The organism is Pseudoalteromonas sp. S1650 (assembly GCF_005887195.1).
GTDB classification, from domain to species: domain Bacteria; phylum Pseudomonadota; class Gammaproteobacteria; order Enterobacterales; family Alteromonadaceae; genus Pseudoalteromonas; species Pseudoalteromonas simplex.
On record NZ_PNDF01000295.1, the window covers coordinates 1 to 471 of the forward strand.

1 protein-coding gene is annotated in these 471 nt (G+C 34.4%); it reads left to right on the top strand.

Annotation, left to right across the window (positions count from 1 at the left end; translation table 11 throughout):
* The coding region (locus CWB80_RS22825) for a hypothetical protein (RefSeq protein ID WP_212751506.1) at positions 1-211 on the top strand (211 nt) is incomplete at its 5' end.
* Positions 212-471: the final 260 nt, after the last annotated feature.

Genomic DNA, 471 nt, shown 5'->3' on the forward strand with positions numbered 1-471 from the left:
TAGTTGGGATAAAGGCATCGGCGCAAGCGTTTCGTTTTATATATTTGCTATGTTTTTTGAACGTTCTCGTATACCGACGCCTATGTTTGACGGCCGTTTTGTCGCAAAGTACACAAGAACATTAGATAAAATTATTGGTGCAATCCATTTGGTTTCTATTATCGGAGCTGTACTCAGCCTATGTATAATAACTTTTTTAAAGCATAGCTAGATCTACGCGTTTATTTACTAAAATATAAGTAACCGGGTGAAGTATATTAAAAAATTTTTATACTCAACTCAATTCTATACTGCACCATTTTCTTCTTTTTCCTAATGATGATAATGACTATATTCTCGAGAATATCAGTAAGGAATATTAATAATAAAATGCCAGAAAATGGGGCTACCCACCTAGTTGGTATAAAGGGCTTGGAACAAGAACTCCTTTTTATGCACTTGCTATTTTTTTACAATAGCTCGTCAGCCTAC